Origin of the sequence: Cyanobium gracile UHCC 0139 (assembly GCF_034931325.1) — a bacterium.
In the GTDB taxonomy this organism is placed as follows: domain Bacteria; phylum Cyanobacteriota; class Cyanobacteriia; order PCC-6307; family Cyanobiaceae; genus Cyanobium; species Cyanobium gracile_B.
Map to the genome: position 1 here is coordinate 521247 of NZ_JAYGHX010000002.1, position 18475 is coordinate 539721.

The 18475-nt window shown below is 70.5% G+C and carries 16 protein-coding genes; 8 read left to right on the forward strand and 8 right to left on the reverse strand.

What is annotated here, in order from left to right; translation table 11 throughout:
- The gene (locus VB738_RS05885) at positions 1-2133 is read left to right on the forward strand and encodes a 4Fe-4S binding protein (protein WP_323304854.1); all 2133 of its coding nucleotides are present in this window, start codon (positions 1-3) and stop codon (positions 2131-2133) included.
- On the opposite strand, the gene VB738_RS05890 is transcribed toward VB738_RS05885, so the two are convergent.
- From VB738_RS05890 to VB738_RS05905, 4 genes are all read right to left on the reverse strand, one after another.
- A complete protein-coding gene (locus tag VB738_RS05890) occupies positions 2130-2771 on the reverse strand; it encodes a gamma-glutamylcyclotransferase family protein (protein ID WP_323304855.1) in 642 nt (213 codons plus the stop codon). The two genes, VB738_RS05885 and VB738_RS05890, sit on opposite strands and share 4 nt — an antisense overlap.
- A gap of 145 nt (positions 2772-2916) precedes the next feature.
- On the reverse strand, positions 2917-3750 hold the full coding sequence (locus VB738_RS05895) for a PhzF family phenazine biosynthesis protein (protein WP_323304856.1): 834 nt from the start codon (positions 3748-3750) through the stop codon (positions 2917-2919).
- A gap of 24 nt (positions 3751-3774) precedes the next feature.
- Positions 3775-4749, reverse strand: coding sequence for a magnesium transporter (locus VB738_RS05900; RefSeq protein WP_323304857.1), 975 nt, complete (start codon positions 4747-4749; stop codon positions 3775-3777).
- A gap of 10 nt (positions 4750-4759) precedes the next feature.
- Positions 4760-5569, reverse strand: coding sequence for an NYN domain-containing protein (locus VB738_RS05905; protein WP_323304858.1), 810 nt, complete (start codon positions 5567-5569; stop codon positions 4760-4762).
- Between the two features lie 91 nt (positions 5570-5660).
- On the opposite strand from VB738_RS05905, the gene VB738_RS05910 reads away from it, so the two are divergent.
- Together VB738_RS05910 and VB738_RS05915 are read left to right on the forward strand one after the other, a co-directional pair.
- Positions 5661-6698, forward strand: coding sequence for an esterase-like activity of phytase family protein (locus tag VB738_RS05910; protein WP_323304859.1), 1038 nt, complete (start codon positions 5661-5663; stop codon positions 6696-6698).
- A complete protein-coding gene (locus VB738_RS05915; protein WP_323304860.1) occupies positions 6695-8917 on the forward strand; it encodes a PhoX family protein in 2223 nt (740 codons plus the stop codon). The genes VB738_RS05910 and VB738_RS05915 overlap by 4 nt, the downstream gene beginning before the upstream one ends.
- Here VB738_RS05915 and VB738_RS05920 read toward each other — a convergent pair.
- Together VB738_RS05920 and VB738_RS05925 are read right to left on the reverse strand one after the other, a co-directional pair.
- Positions 8881-9645 (reverse strand): hypothetical protein, encoded by a 765-nt coding sequence (locus VB738_RS05920; protein ID WP_323304861.1) that lies wholly within the window; start codon positions 9643-9645, stop codon positions 8881-8883. The two genes, VB738_RS05915 and VB738_RS05920, sit on opposite strands and share 37 nt — an antisense overlap.
- Positions 9645-11357, reverse strand: coding sequence for a VWA domain-containing protein (locus tag VB738_RS05925; RefSeq protein WP_323304862.1), 1713 nt, complete (start codon positions 11355-11357; stop codon positions 9645-9647). The genes VB738_RS05920 and VB738_RS05925 overlap by 1 nt, the downstream gene beginning before the upstream one ends.
- Positions 11358-11449: 92 nt before the next feature.
- Between VB738_RS05925 and VB738_RS05930 the strand changes: the two genes are divergently transcribed.
- The 5 genes from VB738_RS05930 to VB738_RS05950 all read left to right on the forward strand — a co-directional run bounded on the left by VB738_RS05930 (position 11450) and on the right by VB738_RS05950 (position 15857).
- Positions 11450-12493, forward strand: a complete 1044-nt coding sequence (locus VB738_RS05930; RefSeq protein ID WP_323304863.1) for a substrate-binding domain-containing protein — start codon at positions 11450-11452, stop codon at positions 12491-12493.
- 207 nt (positions 12494-12700) lie between these two features.
- Complete coding sequence (locus VB738_RS05935) at positions 12701-13813, forward strand: UDP-2,3-diacylglucosamine diphosphatase (RefSeq protein ID WP_323304864.1); 1113 nt, start codon at positions 12701-12703, stop codon at positions 13811-13813.
- A gap of 103 nt (positions 13814-13916) precedes the next feature.
- Positions 13917-15038 carry a hypothetical protein gene (locus VB738_RS05940; protein WP_323304865.1) on the forward strand — a complete coding sequence of 374 codons (1122 nt, stop codon included), beginning with the start codon at positions 13917-13919 and terminating at the stop codon, positions 15036-15038.
- A gap of 212 nt (positions 15039-15250) precedes the next feature.
- Positions 15251-15553, forward strand: a complete 303-nt coding sequence (locus VB738_RS05945; protein ID WP_323304866.1) for a hypothetical protein — start codon at positions 15251-15253, stop codon at positions 15551-15553.
- 70 nt (positions 15554-15623) lie between these two features.
- Entirely contained in the window at positions 15624-15857 is a 234-nt protein-coding gene (locus tag VB738_RS05950; protein ID WP_323304867.1) for a FeoA family protein, read from the forward strand.
- Between the two features lie 14 nt (positions 15858-15871).
- On the opposite strand, the gene feoB is transcribed toward VB738_RS05950, so the two are convergent.
- Positions 15872-17845: a ferrous iron transport protein B gene (feoB, locus tag VB738_RS05955; RefSeq protein ID WP_323304868.1), complete on the reverse strand. Its 1974-nt coding sequence runs from the start codon at positions 17843-17845 to the stop codon at positions 15872-15874.
- Positions 17846-17912: 67 nt separating this feature from the next.
- Entirely contained in the window at positions 17913-18440 is a 528-nt protein-coding gene (locus tag VB738_RS05960) for a ferritin (RefSeq protein WP_323304914.1), read from the reverse strand.
- Positions 18441-18475 lie beyond the last annotated feature (35 nt).

Consider the following 18475-nt stretch of genomic DNA (forward strand, 5'->3'; position numbering starts at 1 on the left):
ATGACAGCCAGCCCGCCGGAGGCCACCCCAGACCCGAGGGCCTGCCTGCTGCGGCTGGCCCCCTACCTCCTGGGCCGCACCCGACGCGGGGTGGTCGGCAGCAGTCGCTATGCCCAGAAGCTGCGCGACGCCATCCGTGCCGCCTCCGCCGACAGCAGCCGCCAGGCGGTGCTGATCAGCGGTGAGCCCGGCCTGGAGAAGGACAACCTCGCCTCCCTGATCCACTTCGGCTCGGCGGCCCGCAAGCAGTTGCTGGTGCGCCTCAACTGCGCCCTGCTCCGCCCCGACGGCGCCGAGCTCTTCGGGGCGCCCGCCGGCGGCGTGGCCCTGATCGACTGCATCGGTGCCGGCGGGCTGCTGCTCGACCAGATCGACCGCGCCGACCCAGCCCTGCGCCCCGCCCTGCTGGAGCTGGCCCGCAGCGGCCGCTGGCGCTCACCGGACGCCGCCCACACCGAGCACGTCTTCTCCGGCCGGGTGTTCCTCACCGCCGAGACCAGCGCCCCCGATTTCGACGCCCTCGGCTGCCACATCCGGGTGCCGCCCCTGCGGGTGCGACGCCAGGACCTGGGCGAATGGCTGCGCTACGGGGTGCGCCAGAAGGCGCTCAGCCTCGGCTGGAGCCGGCCGCCGGCCGTGGGGGAGGGGCTGGTGAAGCGTCTCCAGACGTACGACTTCCCTGGCAACGTGCGGGAGCTGCTGGAGCTGATCGAGCGGGCCCTGCGCCAGTGCAGCGGCGACCACCCGGAGGAGCTGCCGGAGGACGTGTTCTGGACCCTGCGGCGTCCCCAGCGGGCCCGCTTCGACCTCTGGCGATGGAAACCCTGGTTGCGGGACGTGATGCGCTCGCCCCGGCTCTGGAACGCCCTGCTCTACGGGGTGGTGAGCTGGGTGTTCGTCCTGGTGAACCTCTGGCTCTGGTGGGGGCCCCAGGACCGCGCCCACAGCGGCGGCCTCAACCTCTTCTGGGCCTGGTGGTGGCCCCTGATCCTGCTGGGTTACCCCCTGGTGGGGCGCCTGTGGTGCTCCTTCTGCCCGTTCATGGTCTGGGGGGAGATCGTCCAGCGGCTGGCGAAGCGACTGGGCTGGCAGCCGGCCCGCTGGCCGCGGGGCGACAGCGATCGCTGGGCGGCACCCCTGCTGGCGGCCGGCTTCGCGGCGATCCTGCTGTGGGAGGAACTGGGCGACCTGCGCAACAGCGCCCGGCAGAGCAGCGCCCTGCTGCTGCTGATCACCGCCGGTGCCGTGGTCGGCTCGCTGCGCTTCGAGAAGCGCTTCTGGTGCCGCCACCTCTGCCCGGTGGGGGGCATGAACGGGCTGTTCGCCAAGCTGGCGATCAGCGAGCTGCGGGCGGAGGCGGGCACCTGCAGCGGCAGCTGCAGCAGCTACGCCTGCTTCAAGGGGGGGCCGGCGGAAGGGGAGGGCCTGGCCACCGCCGGCTGCCCCCTGGGCACCCATCCGGCCCACCTGGCCGACAACCGCAACTGCGTGCTCTGCCTCACCTGCGCCCAGGCCTGCCCGCACCGGTCGGTGCAGCTGCGCCTGCGGCCCCCCGCCGCCGACCTGCAGCGGGACATGGCACCGCCCGCCGGGGAGGCTGGTCTGATCCTCGTGCTGGCGGGCGGCGTCTGCCTGCGGCACTGGGAGCGGCTGCTGGGCTGGCTGCCCCTGGCACCGGAGCTATTGGAGCAGGGTCCCCTGCTGGGCCGTCTGGCCTTCGCAGCGCTGGCACTGGCTCTGCCCGCGGGCCTGTGGCTGCTGCTGCGGCCCCTGATGGGACGGCTGCGGCCGGCCAGCCCCAGCTGGCTGCTGCTCTACGCCCTGCTGCCCCTGCTGTGGGCCCTGCTGCTGGCCCAGCATCTGCCGATGGGGATGGCGGAGGGGGGCCGGCTGCTCCCGGTGAGCACCGAAAGCCTCTGGCCGGCCCTGGCCGCGCGGCTGCCCGCCTGGAGCGCGGATGCCCATGTGATCGGCTTCTGCCAGAGCCTGACGGTGCTGGTGGGGGTGGGCGGATCCCTGCTGCTGCTGCGGCGCCTGCTGCAGCTGGCCTTCTGGAGCGGCCCGTCCCTGGCCCTGGGCGGACTGCTGGTGGCCCTGGGCACGGGGGGGCGCTGGCTGGTGGCCGGCGGCTAACGCCCGCAGACCCGCTGCAGGTCGCTGTCGCTGTAGAGCGCCACGGGGGCCTCGGCCGGGCTCTGCTGCAGCCGCTGCTTCTTGGTGAGGTAGTGGGCGGCGCCGAGGCTGTTGCCCAGCAGCACCCGCGCGCTGCCGTGGCTGCCGCGCCAGGCGTTGCAGGTGGAGAGGGTGTCGAGGGCCAGGGCGGCGCGGGGCAGGGAGGCCGCCAGCAGGGCAGCCCCGCCCAGGGCCAGCACCACGGCCAGGCCCATCTGGCTGCGGCGCACGGCCGCGCCCGGGGCCGGCCCCCGCCAACAGCCGTCGGCGATGGCGGACACGTGACGCACCTGGTGGGGCCGGCCCAGGTAGACCCAGGCGCGGCGGCCATCGGCCAGGGGCAGGGGCCGGCGGTCGTAGAGGCGGGGGTAGCCCTCCAGCCGATCCAGCCGGGCCAGGCCGGCGGCATCCACCCCGTACACCTCACCCCGCACCAGCCCCTCGCCGGGCACCGCCATCGGAAAGGGACCCAGATCGTGGAGCACCACGTCCGGCAGAACCGCCTCCCCGAGGTAAGGCGCATCCAGCAACCAATGGTGGTTGCCGTGGCCGCGCTTGAGCGTGCCGTAGACGAAGACCAGCTCGGGATGGCTGTTCACGGCTCGGGCCAGGGCTGGGGTGCCTGTGGTCATAATGCGACGAAAACGCACCCGTTTCCATGACAATTGCCCTGCTGGTGGCGCTGCTGGGTTCCCTGGTCCTGATGGGCTGGATCGTGAAGCGCCTGGAAAAGGCCTCCTGAACTCAGCCCTCCAGGCGGCGCACCTGGCCCGCCACCCGGATCGAGCCCCCCAGCTCCGCCGGGATCCCGGCACCCAGCAGGGAGCGGCAGCCCATGTCCTCCCCCTGCAGCACCTCGATGCTGCCGCGGTGGGGCCAGTCGAGTCTCTGGAGATAGCCGGCCAGGGCCGCGGTGGCCGAGCCCGTGGCCGGATCCTCGTAGACGCCGCAGCCGGCGGCGGCATTGCGGCTATGGAACATCCGGGGGCGTTCTGCCCACACCAGCAGAAGCGTCAGCAGTCCCGCCTCCGCCATCAGCCGGGCCCCGTCCTCCATGGCGTAGCGCATGGCGGCCAGGTCCACACGGCGGCGCAGGGCCAGCAGCAGGTGGTCGGCGCCGCCGTGGACGATGGCGGCGGGCAGGGCCGGATCCAGGCCGCTGGGTGCGTAGCCAAGCAGCTCGAGGGCGGCCGCAAGGAGATCGGGCGCCACGGGGCGCTGGTGGGTGGGGGGTGACTGCAGGGCGGCGCTCCAGCGCTCCCCCTGGCGCCGACCCTCCACCGTGATCGCGGCCTGGTTCAGCGCGAGCGGAAACACTCCATCACCGCAGCGCTCGGCCAGGGCGGCCCCGAGGGCGATGGTGGCGTGGCCGCAGAAGGGCACCTCGACGGTCGGGGAGAAGTAGCGCACCCGCCAGCCGTCCCCCTGCGGGGCGGCGAAGACCGTTTCCGAGTAGCCCACCTCGGCGGCGATCCGCTGCATCTCGGCGGGCTCACCAAGGCGCTCGACGATCACCACACCGGCCGGGTTGCCGCCCCGGTCCCCGTCGCTGAAGGCCGCCAGGCGCTGCAGGGTCATGGCAGGGTCAGGGCCGCATCGGTCTCAGAGCAGTCTGCTGGCCAGGCCGAAGTAGAGGGCGATCGAGGTGATGTCGGCCACCGCCAGGGTGAGCGGGCCGGAGGCGATCTTGGGATCGATCCGCAGGGCATGGAAGAGGGCCGGGATCGTCAGGCCGTAGAAGCAGGCGGCCGCCACGCTGAGCACGATCGCGACCGCGACGATCAGAGCCGCCGGCCCCGTACCGAGCCACAGCACCAGCACCAGGGCCACCAGGGCCGCGCAGCAGACCCCCAGCAGCAGGGCCGTGGCCAGCTCCCGGCGCAGGCTGGCCCGGTACCAGCGCCAGGTGGGCGGCGAAAGCTGCAGCGCCTGGATCGAGACCGTCATGCTCTGGATGCTGACGCTCTCCCCGAGGGCCAGCACCAGGGTGAGGAAGAAGGCCAGGGCGATGCTGCTGGCCAGGGTCTGCCGGAACACGCTCACCAGCACGGCGCAGGCCAGCCCGCTGGCGATGGTGGCCAGCAGCCAGGGGAAGCGGAACCGGAAGGCCCGCAACGGCGAGGCGCCCCGCACCTGGGACACACGGAAGCCGAGGGCCTCGAACAGGGCCGCCGCCTGGGCCGGCTGGTCGGGCAGGAAGTCCTCCTCGCTGAACATCGTCACGTCCACCACCCCCACCACCCGCTGCCGGTCGTCCACCACCGGCAGGGCCAGGAAGCGGTGATCAGCGAAGGCCTCGTGGGCCTCCAGGATCGTGGCGTGCTCCGGGATGGTCACCGGATGGCGCACCATCAGGGCTGTCACGGGCGTGTCCTCGGCGGCGGACAGCAGGCGCCGCAGGGGCAGCACGCCGATCAGCCGCTGGTCCCCATCGAGCACGTAGAAATAGACGATCCGCTCGGCGATCTCACGGCCCCGCAGGCTGGCGAGCGCCTGCGCCACGGTCTGCTGGCCATCCAGGCAGGCCACCGCCCTGCGGGCGATGCTGGTGATCGGCTGGTGCAGGGTGTCGAGCACAGGGGAGGCCTCAGTCGTCCTCCCGGGCCCGCACATAGACGATCGTGCGGTTGCCGCTGGGGGCCTCCCGTTCCTCCATGACGAACAGGGAGGGGCAGCCGCGCACCAGGTCGGAGAGCTTGCGGAAGCCGTAGAGGCGGGTATCGAAATCGGGCTGGATCTTCTGCAGATAGCTGCCGAAGGTGCCCAGCTGGGTCCAGCCCGATTCGTCCACCGAGCGATCCAGGGCCTCCATCAGGAAGTCGGCCGGGATGACCGGATGGGCGTTGGCGGGGGGATCGGCGTCCGGCGGCCGGCGGGCTTCCCCGGCCTCGGCGCCGGCGTCCCCCTGACGGGAAGCGGTGCGCAGCACCTCGGTGAACAGGAACTTGTGGCAGGCGTTGCGGAACGCCGCCGGGGTCTTCTCCTCGCCGAAGCCGTACACCAGCAGACCCTCCTCCCGCAGGCGCACCGCCAGGCCGGTGAAGTCGCTGTCGCTGGTCACCAGGCAGAAACCGTCGAAACGCCGGGTGTAGAGCAGATCCATCGCATCGATGATCATCGTGCTGTCGGTGGCGTTCTTGCCCACGGTGTAGGCGAACTGCTGCATCGGCTTGATCGAGAACTTGTTCAGTAGCGCCTTCCAGGAAGCGCTCTGGCTGGAGGTGAAATCGCCGTAGATGCGTCGCACGATCGCCTCACCGAACCGAGCCACCTCCTCCAGCACCGCCTCGATCACCGCCGCCCGGGCGTTGTCGGCGTCGATCAGCACCGCCAGGCGCCGGCCGGTGTCTTCGGCAAGGCCGCCGCCCGACGGCTGGGCTCCCGATGGGGATCGCATCACACATCCCCCTCTGGTGCTCTGACCCTACCCGCCCCCGGGTGTCCCCGGATGCCGCCGCCGCCGCCCCGGCGACGGGAGAATTCCAGCCATGGTCGTGCCCCTGATCGCCACCTCTCCGCCGCCCCCCCTGCCGCCGTCCCTGCTGCCCTGCCCGGCCGAGACGGGTTGGGAGTTGGTGGCGGGCGCCCGGCTGCCGCGCCGCGGGGCGGACGGAGCGCCCCTGGGCGGCTACTCCGCCGCCAGCTACCGAAGCGAGACGGATGTCCTGCTGCTGCTCAGTGATGCCCCCCGGGGTCGGGTGGACGCCTGGAGCGGCGTGCGGCAGCTGGGCCGGGTGCCGCTGCGGCCCCTGTTCCAGCTGGAGCTGAAGGGATCGCCCCAGGCTCCGCTGCCGGCGGAGATCGACGCCGAGGGGCTGGTGGTGCTCGGCGAACGGCTCTGGATGGCCAGCGAGGGGCGCCGCAGCGCCGACCGACCGGCCCAGCTGCTGGCCTTCGCGCGGAGCAGCGGCCTGCTGCAGCGCGCCTACCCCCTGCCCGCCGACTGGCAGCCGGCCCCGGGGCGCGGCCTGGAAGCCAACCAGGGCCCCGAGTCCCTGGCCCTGCTGCGGCGCCCGGGGCAGACGGACGTGCTGCTGATGGCCGCGGAATCCCCCCTGCGGCAGGACCCTCCCGCCCAGGTGCGGCTGCTGGGCTGGTCCCTGGAGCCCACCGGGCCGAAGGCCCGGCCCCTGGCCCGGCTGGCGATCCCTGCCGGCGAGGGCTGGGGACTGACCGATCTGCTGGTGGTCGACGCCCCTGGCCCCTCACCGGGCCTGCTGGCCCTGCTGCGGCGCTTCCAGGCCCCGGCCCGATGGCAGGTGCTCCTGGCCCACTACCCGCTGCCGGGCGAAGGAGCCGATCCCAAGGCCGATACCGAGGCGGTGCTGGCGCCGATCCAGCAGTGGGATCTGATCGCGGCCGGCCTGCCGACCGACAACTGGGAGGCCATGACCCCGGGACCTGTCCGGGCCGATGGCCGCCCCACCCTGCTGCTGGCCTCGGACGACAACTTCAGCGCCCTTCAGGACAACCACCTGGCCCTGCTGGCTCCGCGCCGCAGCCAACCCTGCCCAGGGCAGCGATGAACCGACGCGACCTGCTCTCCCTGCTCGGGATCGGGGCCTGCTCCTTCGCCGGCGCCGCCCTGCCCACCGCAGCCCCCGGGAGGGCCGCCGTCCCCAGGGCCGGGGCCGCCCGGACGCCGCCCCCCCCGTTCCCCACCGTGCCCACCCCCCTGCCCGTGCCCAGCGACGGGTTCGACGCAGCGGAGCAGCGCCACCGTTATGCCCGCATCGAACTGGAGGACCGGCTGGTGCTGCCGGACGGCTTCCGGGCCGATCTGGTGGCGGTCTGGGGGGATCCGGTGGCCGACGGGCGCTTCGGCTTCAACAACGACCACCTCTCCTTCCTGTCCCTGGGAGCGGACCGGGCCCTGCTGACGGTGAACTTCGAGTACATCAGTGCCCGGGCCTGGCGGCAGGGCTACGCCGAAGCGGTGGGCGGCCCGCTGCCGTTCGACGCCGTGATCGACGCCCTGGCGCCCCGAGGCGGCCGGGTGGATGCCGCCAGCCTGGCGGCGGACGACCCGCTGCGGGCGACCATCCGCCAGCTGGCGGAGGCGGCCATGGCGGATCTGGGGGTGGGAGTGATCGAACTGGAGCGACAGCCGGACGGCCCCTGGCGGCGCCGGCCCGGCCGCTTCGATCGCCGCATCACCGGCCTGAGCGGCTGGCGCGACCCCGCCCAGCGCCTGGGCACCACGGGGCCGGCGGCGGCCGTGTTCCGGCGCCGCGAGCGGCTCGGCTACGACGATGGACTCGGGGACGCGATCATCGGCAGCTTTGCCAACTGCGCCGGCGGCGAGACCCCCTGGGGCACGGTGCTCAGCGCGGAGGAGAACATGCAGAGCCAGGTGGCCGAGGCCGTCCACGCCGACGGCTCCTCCGTCTCCCCCGCTGCCCGTCCCTTCGCCTACGACGGCCAGCGCCTCGACGGCCTCGGCAACCCCTTCGGCCTGGCGGGCAACAAGTACGGCTGGATGGTGGAGCTCGATCCGCGCCGGCCCGAGCGCACCGCCGTGAAGCACAGCTGGCTGGGCCGCTTCCGCCACGAGGCGGTGGCCGTGAAGGCCGTCGCCGGCCAGCCCCTGGTGGTCTATTCCGGCTGCGACCGCCACGGCGGCCACCTCTACCGCTTCGTCAGCGACGCGCTGATCCGCGATCCGGCCGACCCGGCCAATTCGGAGCTGTTCAGCGCCGGCCGGCTCGAAGTGGCCCGCTTCGATCCGCCCGGCCCGGACGGCGGCGAGGGCCGGGGGCGCTGGCTGCCCCTGGAGCCCACCGCCCCGGTGGCTCCGCTGGGCCCGGGCCATTTCGCCCGCTTCGGGGTGGAGCAGGCCGTGCTGCTGCCCCACTCCGATCGCCTCAAGCCCGGCGCCGAAGCCTTCGCCAGCGACGCGGCCGTGGCGGCCTACCGACGCCTTTTCGCCACCCTGGCCGACCTCTACCCCGGCGAGGGGGAGGAGCGGATGGGGGCGATCCTGATCGATGCCCACCTGGCCGCCTGCGCCATCGGGGCCACCCCCTGCGCCCGGCCGGAGGACACGGTGATCGATCCGCTCAGCGGCGATCTGCTGATCGCCTTCACCGCCGGTGGCGGCAGCGACGACGGCCGGGCCGACCCGGCCATCTTCCGTGGGCCCAAAGGCCAGGCCACCTGGCCCTATGGCTGGATCATGGGCCTGGCCGACGACGGGGCGGAGAAGGCCGGGGCCTTCCGCTGGCGGATGGTGGCCACCGGCGGCGCCCCGTGGCAAGGGGGCCTGGGCTTCGCCAATCCCGACAACCTCGCCGTCGACCGGCTGGGGACCCTCTGGATGGTGACCGACCGCTCGACGAAGTCGGCCGACCTGGATCTGTTCGGCAACAACAGCTGCTGGGTGCTGCCCAGCCGTGGCCCCCACGCCGGCGAGGCCTTCTGCTTCGCCACCGGACCGATGGAGTGCGAGCTCACCGGCCCCTGTTTCGATGCCAGTGAATCCACCCTGTTCCTGGCGGTGCAGCACCCGGGCGAGGACCACGGCACCCGCCCCTCGGCGGAGGCCCGGGAGGCCCAGGCCCACCGGCTGGTGGATCGCTCCGGCCGCGCCTTCGAGCAGCTGCGCTGGGTGCCCCAGGGCTCCAACTGGCCCTCCGGCGTCCCCGGCCGGGCCCCCCGGCCCGGGGTGGTGGCGATCCGGCGCCTGGCGGGCGGGCCCCTGCTGGGGCCTCAGGCGGTACCGGCGTCGAGGGAACGCTCGATCTGATCGATCGCTTCATCCAGGGGCTCGATCGCCGTCGCCATGGCGGCGTCGCTGGCCTCGGTGCTGGGCCACTGGTGGTCGATCTGGCGGCGCAGCTGCTGCAGGCCGCCGTCGATGGCCTCCAGCCGGGTGGCCAGGGCCAGCAGCCGGGCCTCCCGCTCATCCATGCCCTGACGCGCCGCATGCAGGTTGCGGCGCAGCTGATCCACCAGCCGCCGCCGTTCCTGGCGCAGGGGACCCTCCGCTTCCCGCTGCAGGGCCTTCTCCTCCCGCGACAGTCGGCGCGCCAGCTCCTCCGGATCGAGGCGCTGCCCGCCGCCGGATTCCAGCAGGGGCCGCCGTTCCCGCAGCCGTTCCGGCAGCTGCTGCAGCCGCTCGCAGCAGAGCTGGACGCTGCCGAGGGCCTCCAGGTGGCCCGGGTCCGTGAAGCGGGCCACGGCCTCCTCGCGGAGGGCCAGCGCCGTCACCGCCAGGCCGCCGGCCCGCTCCAGGGCCTCCTCCAGCCCCGCATCGAGGCGCTGGTCATGGAGCCTCTGGCTGCGGCTGCGCCGCCCGGCCGCCCCGATGCGGGCCAGCAGCGCCGCGCAGGCCACGCTCAGCCCGATCGCCACCGCAAGGGCCAACGGGAGGCTCACCCCGCCGGCGCGCACCAGCAGCACCAGGCCCACGCCGCCGGCGGTGACCGCCAGGGGATGGTCGAGCGGGTTGGACCAGCCGGACGCCACCGCCATCAGAAGGCCATCTGCAGATCTTCCATGCGGCGCCGGATGCTGTCCGCCGTGCCGGTGGTGAAGTCGCCGCCATTGCTCTCGGCGATGCGGCGCAGCACGTCGGCGTCGAAGTCCCCCTGGTTGCCGTAGCCCATGGTGAACACACCGATGCGCTCGTCGCTGGCGAAGCCGCTGCGCCTCAGCTCACCGCCCAGCCCCTCCAGGGAAAGCCGCGAGCCGTTGTCCTGGCCATCGGTGAGCACCACCACCGCCAGGATCTCACCCGGGCGCCGGGTGGAGCGCAGCCAGTCGCGACCCTGGCGGATGGCGTCATAGAGCACGGTGCCGCCCTCCGCCTCCAGCGAGGCGATGAACCGGCCCGCCGGCTCACCGGCCGGGCCGCCGGCCTGGCCGCCACCGGTCACCACCACCGGGGGCCGCAGCCGGTTGTCGAAATCGAACAGGCCGACGGTGTCCCGCGGACCGATCTGGGCCAGGTAGGCCTGCAGGCTGCGCTGGGCCGCTGGCAGCTTCTCCCCCTTCATCGAACCGGAGCTGTCCACCACCAGAGCCACCCGGGAGGGCTTCTTGGCCTGGGTGCGCCAGAGGGAGATGATCGCCTCCACCACTTCCGGTTTCGGGGCCCGCAGCGAGTCGTACACGGCCCGTGGGTCGGCGCCGTAGGCCGCCGTGACGCGGCTGGGGGGCACCGCCGGGTTGGCCGGCCGCAGGCCCTGGTCGGCCGCCAGGCGCTGCACGTCCTCCCGCTGGAGGCGCTCGATGAGCAGCAGGGCCGCCTGCTTCTCCTGCGGCGACACCCAGGGGGCGTCCGGGAGGATCGCCCGCATCGTGCTGGCGTAGGTGGCCCTGGGATACACCGCCTTGAGGGGCTCCTGGTCGCCCTGGCGGGACGCGTTCACCCCCACCACCGACGACTCATACACCGAACCCACCGAGGCCCAGAAGGGACCGTTGCGCAGCATCGCCCGGGCCAGTTCATCGGTGGAGCTGCCGTAGCGGGTCACGTGCCGCTGAATCGCCGCCACCTTGCCGCCGTGGGTCTGCACATCGGCGAGGGTGAGCGCTTCGGGCCGCTTGCCGGCCACCTCGGCCACCATCGCCACCAGGGTCTGGAGGCCCGAGTTGGAACGGGTCGGCGCCGTGTGGACGAAGCGGATCGGCTGGGAGGGGCCGGCGGGATCCAGCTGGCGGTGGTCGCTGCTTCGGGCCAGGGCGGTGAAGGGATCGGTACGGTCGAGGCCCTTCGCCAGCGCCGGGGTGGTCATGAACACCATCGGGCTGGAGGCCAGGGCCGGCGCGTCGGCCGGCGCCGGGATCAGCTCCCGGGTGGGGGCCAGGCGCTGCAGGCGATGCCGCAGCAGGTCGAGATAGATCTCGCCATCCACCGACAGCAGCGTGGGAATGCGGGGGTCATCGGCCGCCTGGCCGCCCTGGAGCACCCCCCGGGCATGGCTTTCCATCTCACTCACCACATCGCCGCTGCCGGCGGCCCGGCAGCGCAGCAGCACCGGGGTGCGGTCAGCGAGCCGCGGCGGCGCCTGGCCGATGGCCTTGGCCGCCTCCTGGCAGAAGCCCTTCAGGGCGCTGCCCACCAGCATCTCCAGCTCCAGCGGCGGCGGGGCCAGGAACTGGCAGCCGCTGATCGACAGGCCGAGGAGCGGCAGGGCAAGGAGCGCGGTGCTGAGGCCGGCCGACCGCTGGGCCCGTGCCATGGAGCGGCGCTGAACGACCGTCCCATTCTGCTGGCAAGGATCCTGGATCCGGGCGGCGGCGATCAGACTGCAGCGAACCCGGACCGCTCCCCTTGGCAGCGACCCTGACCCGTCGGCGCCTGCTTTCGCTCCTGATCGCCGGGGCGTCCCTGGCCCTGGCGACGGCCCCCCTCCCCGGGCTGCGGCGCCCCCTGGTGGTGGCGGTCGGTTCGGAGCTGGCCGGCGCCATGGCCGAACTCGAACCCCTGTTCGAGCGCCGCCATGGGGCCATCGACCTGGCCTGGAGGGTTCAGGGCTCCCAGGACATGGTCAACCGCGCCAGGGAGGAGGGCCCCGAACGGCCCCGGGTGCTGATCCCCGCCAACCGGGATCTGCTCGGCCAGCTGGCCGCCGAGCTGCGGTCCCAGGGCGGGGCGCCGGCGTTCCTGCAGGCCCCCGTACCCGTGGCCCGCACCCTGCTGGTGGCCGTGGCCTGGCCGGAGCGGCTGCAGCGGCTGTTCCCGGATGGCCGCTTCTCCTGGCCACTGCTGCGGCGGGCGGCGGGGGCGGGGCAGTGGGGGGCCCTGGGCGGGCCCGAGGGCTGGGGCAGTTTCGATCTGCGCAGCAGCGATCCGATGCGCTCCAACTCCGGCCAGCTGACCCTGGCGCTCTGGTGCCGGGACGGGAACGGTGACGGCCGTGGCGCTGCAGGCGCTGGTGGTGACTGTGCTGCCGCCCTGCGCCGGGCCGTGTACCGGCCGGCCCGCTCCACCGACATCCTCCTGCAGGAGTTCATCAGCGGCGGCCCCAACGAAGGCGACCTGGCGCTGGTCTACGAGGCGTCGGCCCTGGCCCGCCTGGGGGAGGCCGGCCGCCAGCGGCCGGGCGGCTACGTGCTGCTGTTCCCGGATCCCACCATCGAGACGGTGCTGGCGGCCGCCGTGCTGCGGGGGGAGGCGGCTGGACGGGCGGAGGACGGGGAGCGCTTGGTGGCGTTCCTGCTCTCCCCCAAAGGCCAGGCGGTGCTCACCCGCCTGGGCTTCCGCGCCGCCGACGGCAGCGGCGGCAGCCCGGCGGCCCGGGGGGTGAAGCGCCTGCCGCCGCCCTCGCCGGAGCAGCGGGAAGAGCTGTTGCGCCTCTGGCAACAGGCCGGCTGAGGGGGCGATGACGTCCGCCGTGGTGTCCCTGGGCACGGGCAGCCGTGCGCCAGGCCACGGACAACGGCACGCCTAACTGCCGCAAGAATGTGCAAGGCACAAGCGAAACATCGGCGCTGTTGGCTGACCCTTTCCTGGGCGTATTCAGCGCCGGAATCGTGTCACCATGGCAGCCCAAAGCTCCCTGCCGACCCTTCCTCGACGCGTGTGCTCAGCTGCGACGCCCTGTTCATCTCCGACCTGCATCTGGGCTCCAATCAATGCGAGGCCGGCCATCTGGCGGCCTTCCTGGAGTGCATCCGCCCCCGAACCCTGTATCTGGTCGGCGACATCATCGATCTGCAGGCGATGCGCTTCAACGCCAATGTCGATGCCTCCTTTCTGACCGATCGAATCGACGCCCTTCTGAACGGGCAGGAGGAGCAGCCCCTGGCCAGCGAGATCCTGCTGAAGGCCGGGTTGCTGCGCGCCTCCCATCGCCGGGTGATCGAGAGATTTGAGGCCCTGCACCGAGCAGGGGTGGCGATCGTCTACATCCCGGGCAACCATGACGCCTATCTGCGCCGCCACGACGGTCTGGAGCGGCCCGGATTCGCCATCCAGCGCCAGGCCATCTATCGCAGCCCGGCAGGGCAGCGGCTGCTGGTGCGCCACGGCGACGAGTACGACCGGCTGATCCGCTTCCACACCGACGCCGCCGAGGCGCTGGCCCGGCTGCAGGAGCATTACAGCGCCGGCATCAACGGCCTGCTGGCCCCCTTCTCCCGGCCGGCCGGCGGAGCGCTGCCAGCGGGCTGGAACGCCGAGGCGATCCTGCAGAGCGCCGTGGATCTGCTGGCCAGCCACCGGGAATGGCCCATCCCGGTGAGCCGGGGCCTCAACTCCTCCGGCGGCTTCTCCCTGGCCTTCGTGCTCGAGAGTGCCCTCAAGAGCCGCACCGGCCACGACCGGCTGATCAAGCGCGGGATCGTCCGACACCTGCAGCGGGAGCGGCAGGGCCCCGAGCCCCTCGACGGGCTGATCAACGGCCACACCCACATCCCCGAAGCCACCCCCCTGGCCCTGCCGGCCACCTGCGGCGAAGACCGAGGCCCCTGCCACATCACCTACTACAACACCGGCAGCTGGGCCCGCAACCAGCGGCGGCTTGGGCGCACGGCGCTGGTGGTGGCGCACAGCGGCAGGGTCGGCATGGTGCGCTTCGACCGGCGCCGCGGCATCGAGCCCTTCCAGCCCCCCCGCTTCCCGTTCAACACCTATGCGATGCGACCCTGTCCGGGCTGCGGGCTCGGAGTGGCACACCTGGAGGCGACGGGTTGATGCGCTCACCCCCAATCCGGCCGATGCGCTGGGTCGTGCTGGACGCTTGAATGAAGCATCGAGGCCCCTGAATCCACCCGGCGGCAGCGAAGGAGAGACGCCCGTGAGAGTCGCCATCCTGGCCAATCGCGCCAACAGCTTCTATCGGCCCCTGGCGGAAGGCCTGGATCGCATGTTCAAGGACATCGGTGTCGACACCATCCTTCTGAATGACGGTCTGACATCGCTCCCTCGCAGGCCAGTGGCAGGGGCGGGAGCAGGGGCGAACTGGAAGGGAAAGCTGTTTCGAGTAGCACAAGAATGCGTCTCATGGCTGAATTATCGGAAGCTTCTTGGCCAGCTCAGGACGGTTGACTTCGCCGTGATCGTGGGCCACATGCCCCGCGCCTATTTTGATCACCTTATGGATGACCAAAGGCTACGTCGTGACGTTCCTCACCTGCCCATCATTCTTTATGACCTGGTTTTTCTGGGCAGTCGCGCCGACTGGGTGAAGTGGGTCCATGGTTGTGTGGCGAGCAGGGGTGTAACTAAAGGCAACCACTGGGGACTCAATCGCTATGACCACCATCTTTGTATCACCGAAGTCTCCGAGTATCCCGTAGTGCCCGGAGCCGAGCACTTTTCACGCATCGGGATCAATCTGATCGATCCGTCCCTTGCCATTGAACCCAGGGAGATCTGTGCCCTCATTGATTTTGAGCGCCCCAATCACCTGCCCGAAAGGGCCATACAGATTCAGGCCTGCCTCGAGGCTGGCATCCCTTTCAAGGTGCTCCATGGCAGCTATTCCATGGCTGAGATCCGGAAGATCTACAGGAGCTGCAGCCTCTATTTCATTGCACACTGTGAATCATTCGGACTGCCGATCTGTGAAGTCCAGGCCTGTGGTGGCGTGATTCTGACGCCCTACGCCAACTGGTGTCACGCCCACTTCTTTGAAACACCAGAGCCTGGCCACAGCGGCCAATTGCCGGAGAACTTCATCGTTTACAACAACGACAAGCAACAGCTGGTGAACGATCTGAAAAGACTCAAGTTCAGTTACATTGCTGAAGCCGCCCTTGCCAACTTCCAGCGGGATCAGCCCCACTTCTACCGGGGCAACGCCACGGAACTGGCTCGCGTCGTCGCCATGATCAACGATGGGAGCATCGATTCGGCCTCCCATCATCGGCAACCAACCCTGCAACAGCTTGCCGAAGCGGTGGATGCCCTTCCCTGACCATGGCCTTTGTTGATCAGGACCGGCCATCGGGACCCATCCCCCTCCCTGAGCAACTGGGGGGGAGTCAGGGTCAAGGCGCCTCTGGCTCTGGCCGAGGAGATGACATCACCGATGGGTGATACCTGCAACATGCGCCTGTTTCAAATTCAACCAAAAGGATGGAAGTCTCTGTTTAGTCTTGGGAGCCTCAAGCGTTACCACGTCGACCGATGACGATGTCCTATCCGCCTGCGATCCGGGACTTCATGGGCTGCCGGATCGAGACAATTCCAGAGACTCACGAGGTGCTGAACCGGGTCAGACGCGGCGATCCCATGCCATCGATTCTGCTCGATCATCCCCAGCTGACCCAGGCCCAGATCGGCTTGGCCCGGCATCTGCAGGACCAGGAACGGGAATTGAATCGGCTCTACAGCAAGCTACAGGATATGGAGCGACTGAAGATGCAGGTGGAGCGTGACCTTGCCACGTCGCTGCTGCGGGCGGTTCAGCCGTCGACGGCTTCCCGATGACCGAACCAGCCACCGGCACAGAAGCCGTCGTGGGCCGTCCTAAGCTGGCGTTCTAAGAGAGAATGCTGTCATGCCCCTCAGTCAGGTTCCAGCGGGCACCAGGGTTTCGATCACGTCCCTGCCGAGCCATCCCGGCCTGCAGCGTCGGTTGCAGTCCATGGGCGTGCGGCCCGGCGTGGAAGTGGAAGTGCTGCGACGCGGCAAGCCCGGTGGCATCCTGCATCTGGCCAGTGGGCTGCTGGAGTTCATGCTCCGCCACGAACACGCCGCCGAAATGGATGTGCATACGATCGCTCCGGATTGATTGGCGCAGGGTGATCAGCCCAGGGACAGGATCAAGCCTCCCCCCTGATAGACGATGAAGGCCAGCAGCCAGGCCAGCGCCAGTGACCAGCCCAGGGACAACAGGGCGAAGCTGCGGCTCCGGGCTTCCTGGATCTGGGCCGCCACCGTGCCCAGGCAAGGGGTATAGAGGAGGACGAACGTCATGAAACTCAGCGACTGCAGCGGTGTGATGGCGCTCTGGATCGCACCGCCAAGGTCGCTTTCAGTGGTCCTGTAGATGACTGCCATCGCTCCCAGCAGGATCTCCTTGGCGATGAAGCCAAAGAACAGGGAAACGGTGAGCTCCGGGTTCATGCCGATCGGCCCGAGCAAGGGCTGGAACAGATGGCCAATCCACCCGGCCAACGAAAGACTGGAACCTTCTCCCGCACCCGGGGGCAGGTTGGTGAGCAGCCAGATGGCAGCGGCACCCACGATGATGAACATGCGGGTGGTAACCAGAAAGTTCAGCATCGAGGTCCAGCCACGCCGCAGGATCGTGGCCAGGCTGGGAGTTCGGTACGGGGGGAGCTCCAGCACGAAGGCCTCCTCACTCGGATAGGCCCGCTGAAACACCAGACCAGTGATCACGGCGGCGAAGAAGCTCATGCCGTAGAACCCGAAGAGCACCAGTCCCGGTGCCCACCAGGGTCTGGGGAAGAACACCCCGGCCATGAACAGAAACACGGTCAGCCTGGCCTGGCACAGCGCAAAGGGAATGCACAGCATCGCCAGCAGCCGCATGCCCCGATCCCGGATCACCCGCGTACCCATGATCGAGGGCACGTTGCAGCCGAAGCCCATGACCTGAAGCACGAAGGCGCGTCCATCCAGCCCCAGCCAGCGCATGAAGCCATCCATCAGAAAGGCGGCACGCGGCAGATAGCCCGAGTCCTCGATGATGCCCATCAGCACATAGAAGACGAAGATCAGGGGCAGGAAGGTGGCCACCGTGCTCACCCCCAGCCAGAGGCCGTCCAGCAGGAAGCGCCTCAGCCAGTCCGGCGAGCCCAGCCCCTGCAGACCCGGCTCCAGCCAGCTGGCCTGGATCCAGTCGAGTCCCGTTCCCAGCAGGTCCTGCAGCGGAGCGGTGACCGCATACAGCATCTGGAACACCGCCAGCACAATCCCCAGGAACAGCACCACACCCAGCAGGGGATGGAGCAGCACGCGATCCACCAGGCGTGTGCGGCGGTTCAGCAACCGTTCCGGCAGCGTCACGTGGCGGGCCACCAGCTCCCGCAGCCGATCGTCCACGGGCTGGGGGTCGCCCTGGTGATCGCCCTGGCCGGCCGCCAGCGCCCGGCGAGCTGGCCTGGGGCTCTCCCCCCACCCATGCAGCTGATCGATGAGCGCTGCGATTCCCTGGTTGTGCTTGGCACTCACCGGGAGCACGGGCAGGCCAAGGTCCCGCGCCAACCCCCGATGATCGATCCCGATGCCGAAGCGTCGGGCCTCATCGCTCATGTTTACGGCCGCCACGACCGGCAGGCCCAGCTGCTGAATCTGGAGCAGCAGCCGCAACTGGCTGGCGATCTGGCTGGCATTGAGCACCACCAGCACGAGGTCGGGAGGGGTGTTGCGCAAAAAACGCTGCACCACGGCCTCATCCTCACTGCTGCCGGTCAGGTCGTGGATCCCCGGCAGGTCGACCAGCTCGTACGTTGTGCCGTTGCGGTCGGCCGGCATCGGCCCCCGCAGCAGTTCCACCGTGAGACCTGGCCAGTTGGCAATCTGCGCATGGCCACCCGTGAGACGGTTGTACAGGGTCGACTTGCCGGTGTTGGGCATGCCCAGCAGGGCAAGCTGCAACCCGGAACCCCGTCCCCTGCCTCGCCCCTGGCCATGGCAGGAGCCGGTGCCGCCCCAGCGCCAGCCAGCCCGCCGCTGCAAGCGGCGCTCCACCGGCTCCCCACAGGAGGGACAGGACTCGGCAGGGGCAGGGGTGGCGCGCTCAGGATCGGGCATGGACACCGCAGGCGGATTGATTCGGCTGAATCGAGATAAAACAGTAGTGGCATGAGATCATCATGGCTCACGCGCCGACGGCACCGCTGAGGCCCCCTTTGACATGGGCCAGGGCCGTCCCCTCAAGGAACTGCTGGTCCAGCAGCAGCAGGGCGGCACTGTTGTCGCCAGCCAGCCGCAGGCGTTTGCGCACGAAGCGGGCCTCGGCCTCCTCCTGGAGCTGCTCGGCCACGAACCAGTCGAGCATGGCCGTGGCGCTGCGCTCGCCCACATCCTCCGCCATGGCATAGAGACGGTTGATGGAGGCGGTGACCCCCTTCTCCATGTCGTAGACCCGATCGAACAGCCCCTGCACCGACGGCCAGCTGCGTTCAGGCGCCTCGATGGTGGGCAGCTCCACCTGTTCGTCGCTGTCGACCAGGTAAGCAATCATTCGGGCCGCATGGTTGCGCTCCTCCTGGCTTTTCTCGAGCATGTAGGTGGAAAATCCGGCCAGATCCTTCTCGCGCAGCCAGATCGACATGGCCAGGTAGGTGTGGCCGGCCTGAAACTCTGCGGCGAGGTGTTGATTGATGGCGGATGTGAGCTCTTTCACAGGCATGGCAGGAATGTCCTTCCTATCCATAGCCA